This window comes from Albidovulum sp. (genome assembly GCF_049646345.1).
GTDB lineage: Bacteria > Pseudomonadota > Alphaproteobacteria > Rhodobacterales > Rhodobacteraceae > Albidovulum.
In genome coordinates this window covers 1-3,796 of record NZ_JBARVQ010000850.1, presented here as the reverse complement: position 1 = coordinate 3,796, position 3,796 = coordinate 1, and the positions used below count along the sequence as shown (strand labels likewise).

The 3,796-nt window shown below is 55.7% G+C and carries 4 protein-coding genes; all 4 read right to left on the bottom strand.

Annotated features, from left to right (window positions below; translation table 11 throughout):
* Positions 1–1,150 precede the first annotated feature (1,150 nt).
* The 4 genes from WBB85_RS22340 to WBB85_RS22325 all read right to left on the bottom strand — a co-directional run bounded on the left by WBB85_RS22340 (position 1,151) and on the right by WBB85_RS22325 (position 3,408).
* The gene (locus WBB85_RS22340; RefSeq protein WP_432640769.1) at positions 1,151–1,435 is read right to left on the bottom strand and encodes a hypothetical protein; all 285 of its coding nucleotides are present in this window, start codon (positions 1,433–1,435) and stop codon (positions 1,151–1,153) included.
* Positions 1,432–1,797, bottom strand: coding sequence for a winged helix domain-containing protein (locus WBB85_RS22335; protein ID WP_432640768.1), 366 nt, complete (start codon positions 1,795–1,797; stop codon positions 1,432–1,434). Before WBB85_RS22335 ends, WBB85_RS22340 begins: the two co-directional genes overlap by 4 nt.
* 4 nt (positions 1,798–1,801) lie before the next feature.
* Positions 1,802–1,987 (bottom strand): helix-turn-helix transcriptional regulator, encoded by a 186-nt coding sequence (locus WBB85_RS22330; RefSeq protein WP_432640767.1) that lies wholly within the window; start codon positions 1,985–1,987, stop codon positions 1,802–1,804.
* A 161-nt stretch (positions 1,988–2,148) separates the two neighbouring features.
* Complete coding sequence (locus tag WBB85_RS22325; protein ID WP_432640766.1) at positions 2,149–3,408, bottom strand: tyrosine-type recombinase/integrase; 1,260 nt, start codon at positions 3,406–3,408, stop codon at positions 2,149–2,151.
* Between the last annotated feature and the right edge of the window lie 388 nt (positions 3,409–3,796).

The following is a 3,796-nucleotide window of genomic DNA, read 5'->3' as shown; positions in this document are numbered from 1 at the left end:
ACCCCCAACTGCCGCTTGGATGATAACTTCCATCTAGTCGCCTCCCTTGTTCACCATTCAAGATGCCACAACTTACAGCTTCGGAATAGCCTTCCCGCTTTATGACGGCCCGGCAGGTGTCGCAAGTCGTCCTCAGACACGGAAAGATAGCCAAGGGGACGGCAACGCCCTCCATCCGGCCTTCCAGCGCGCGAGGGCGGCTTCCAACCTCGAATAGCCCGGCACCAATTGTCCAGCATGCACAGGTCGAAAACAGAAAAATGCGCCCAACAGATTCTTCACCATCTTAGAAAGAATGGGCCCCACGGTCACCGCCTGTGTATTAACATGGGTAACACTTGGGCTTTTGCGCTGGCGACGCCTCTGTCCTTGATACGGTCTGCCAGTTAATCATGGTCTCTATACAATGGGCGGCGGTAATCAAGAATGCGGACATGGGTTATAGCTGGCGTCGGAATCTTAGTATTTCTTGTCGTGTTAGAGAGCCCGACAAGTAGAGATTCTGATCCCGAAGCACGTCTCGGAATGCTGCTTTTCGGGCCACTCATTGGGGTGCTTATTGCTGCAGTCGGTTTATATGTGTTCGACTTACTGACGTCCCAGCAAACCCGAAATGATGCTATGAATAGCTTTAGGCTGCGATCGATTGGAATTCTGTTAGACACCTTGTTCAGTGTGTCGGCACTTGTTTTCTTTGCTTTCCTGCTCCTAAGTTGGATTGGCTTCGGCCCGGATCGAAGTAGCATTTTCATTTTTATTCCGGGGTTTTGGGTTGTGCTTTGGCTTCTTCGAGCTGTTCTCAAGATCTAGAGGAGTCTTTTTCACTAATCGCTTCTGCTCTTTGGTGAGGTCTTTGTGACGGGCATAGGACGACCAGCCCCAGCCAAAGCTCGGGTTGGTCCCCATGCCCGCCGCGTCTAGCCCTGCTCTTCGGAGCCGGTCCCCGCTTAGGGCGCCACGCATCGCAAGAAGACCGCGCGCGGCTCAGCTGCAACTTGCGAGGGTGTCTTTACCCCCGGCGACCCCGCTTCAGCCTTTCGGACTGCGGTCGGACTGCGGTCGCGCCCCGTGGTAATCCTATCAAGTCTGGCCCCACGGTCTTTCGAACCCTTAACCAGACTCAGCGCCCGCCTTTGCCAGCGAGCGCCATTCATTTCAAAGTCGAAAATCTTTCAGGAAGCAGAGCCATCAGAATTGCCCCGTCCTCGCCAGTGTGCTTCCGCCAGAGCCGTATCGCGGTGTCCCGCTGCCGGAAGTAGTGACGACCTTCCCATCTGACCCCATCCGGGCTTTCAGAGCGTGTGAGACGCTGAAGAATCCACTGGTAGCTGTCTTTGCAGATGACAATGCGCCACTTGCCAGAGCGGATAATTTCGCCCCGGTAGCGGTCAGAAATTTCGCGGCGGTCCATGCTGATTGCTGACGGGGCATTCATGGCAAGTCTCCCTCAATGCGAAGGACAGTTGCGCCAAGTTGATAAACGCCATGATGCCCGCCCCAGCCGTCGTGATTGGCCTCATGGCGGGTAGTGACCGGCACACCGGCCTGCCTTAGACAGTGGACATGGGCGGCAATCCTCGTGCCGGGAAAATCGGCAGCTGTTATACCGACCGGCCCGGCCTCGACCAGTTGGGCCAAGCACCAAGCGTTGCCACTGCCCGGTGAAATATAGAAGGTGGCTACCTTCTGGCGCGAACGGGTCAGTTGCGCTATGTTTGGGGTGCCCGCCCGATCAGGAAGGCAATCCCGCGTCGCGTCGGCCTGCAAGCCGCGCGACGCGTTCTCATTGATTGTCATGGCGTCACGTTGCCTCCCTGCTGGAAAGCCAAGCCGCTACGTCGCTTTCGCGCCAGCCGATTGCACGCTCAGAAAGTTTCACGGGTTTGGGGAAGGTGCCACGCTGCATCATCAAATAAATCATGCTGCGCTTGAAGCCCGTCAGGTGTTCAACATCGGGGCGGCGAAGGATTCGGTTCGTTTGGGACATGGATACCTCCTATTGGTGGTCCTGTCCTTACTGTGCCGGATTTACTAATGGCTCTAAATGCACGTAACTATACGCGCTTGGAATATCAATAAAGTTGAGGCATTATTCGTATTTGAAGCAATGCTTTAGCCAAATTTCTATGCTCGAGAAAGAAAAGCGGACTATCCTGCGAACTGAACCACTTGCGCCCCAGTTTCGCCGCGCAGGACACGCCCCCAAGCCCCCATCATTGCCCGCCGCCGCTCCACCAGATCGGTGCGCCGATAGGCACGTTCCACTTCTGAGCCTACGTTGTGGGCAAGCGCCATTTCAGCCAAGTCTCGCTCAAAGCCCTGTTCCGCCGCCCAGTCCCGAAAGGTGCTGCGTAGCCCGTGCGGGACAGCCGGGCGCTTGTTGCGTGAGTCAAGGTATCCACTGCGGCCCGCCTTTTCCTCGGCTTCTTGCATCCGGCGCATGACGCTGCTGATTGTCATGTCGGATAACATTCCGCCACGCGGTGCAAAGAACACAAAAGGACTCCCTTTCATTTGGGGCAGGTTTCGCAGAAGTGTCACGGCCTCTTTTGTCAGTGGCACTCGGTGTTCCCGTCCAGCCTTCATGCGGTCGACGGGGATAATCCACAGAGCCCTTTCAAGATCGACTTCATCCCAAGTCATACCACGAACCTCACCCGAACGTGCCAACGTCAAGGTGAGAAATTGCAGCGCCTGTGCCGCCATGCCATCGCGGGTTTGAAGGTTTGACCACCACTGCGGCACATCGCTCAGCGCCAAAGCGGGTTGATTGTCCGACTTTGCAACTTTGGAGGGTTTTGGGAGAAGTAGGTCAAGATTGCCGCGCCATCGCGCCGGATTGTCGCCGGTCCGATAGGAACAAACAGTAGCCCATGAAAGAACCGCCTCTATACGTCCTCGCAACCGGGACGCGGTTTCGGTTTTTGTTTCCCAGATGGGTTTCAGAACGCGCAAAACGTCGCGCATCTCTATATCGGACACCCGCATTTGCCCGATCAGTGGCCCCGCGTAGGTGTCGAGTGTCGCCCGCCATTGTTTGGCGTGCTTTGTGCTGCGAAACTCCGCCAACTTGGTTTCAAGGTATTTATCCACTGCTTGCGCAAATGTGGGTATACGCTCGGCCAGTCTTTTTGCGGCAAGCGGATCGCCCCCGGTTCGTGCCAGCGCACGGTTTTCCAACGCAAGTGCCCGCGCCAAAGCCAGAGGCACCAATTCGACACCTCCTAGACCGATATCATGCCGTTTGCCTCGGATAAGGAGGCGCTGTCCCCAACGCTTTGCCCCAGTTGCATCCACTTTCAGGAAAAGCCCTTGCCCGTCCATATAGCGGCCCGGTTGTGTGGTCGAGCGCACGAACGCTGCCGACAACCGCTTGTCTTGGTGCTTGCCCGTCAGTTTGCCCGGCATGCTTGCCTCCTGTTGTGAAAAACTGCCCCACAATATTATGTGGAACTGGTAGGGCAAGCATGGAATAGCTTGGGCCTAAAGTCCAATACAAAAAGGGAAATAATGGACAGTATGGAACTTGTAGGAATATATGATGGCCGCCTCTATCTCCGCCACAAACTATTCGCGAACCCGAGACGAGGCCCCTGTGAGGTCCTTTTTTCTTTTTGGTTCAAAGGGTTTTAGCGGAGCCATCCGACTTTCGGAGACTGGCCGTTGGCCCAAAATTGGTCTCCGAACGCCCGTGGTCTCCTTTCACCCGCCCTTCACCCAAATCGAGACGCATTCAAAATTGTTCGTCTTTTCCGATACTTGCCGAAAATGAATTGCGCCGCAGTTGAGGTAGGTT

Coding starts and splice junctions, on each gene's coding strand:
- WBB85_RS22340 (WP_432640769.1), bottom strand. CDS start 1,435: ATGAATGCCCCGTCAGCAATCAGCATGGACCGCCGCGAAATTTCTGAC.
- WBB85_RS22335 (WP_432640768.1), bottom strand. CDS start 1,797: ATGACAATCAATGAGAACGCGTCGCGCGGCTTGCAGGCCGACGCGACG.
- WBB85_RS22330 (WP_432640767.1), bottom strand. CDS start 1,987: ATGTCCCAAACGAACCGAATCCTTCGCCGCCCCGATGTTGAACACCTG.
- WBB85_RS22325 (WP_432640766.1), bottom strand. CDS start 3,408: ATGCCGGGCAAACTGACGGGCAAGCACCAAGACAAGCGGTTGTCGGCA.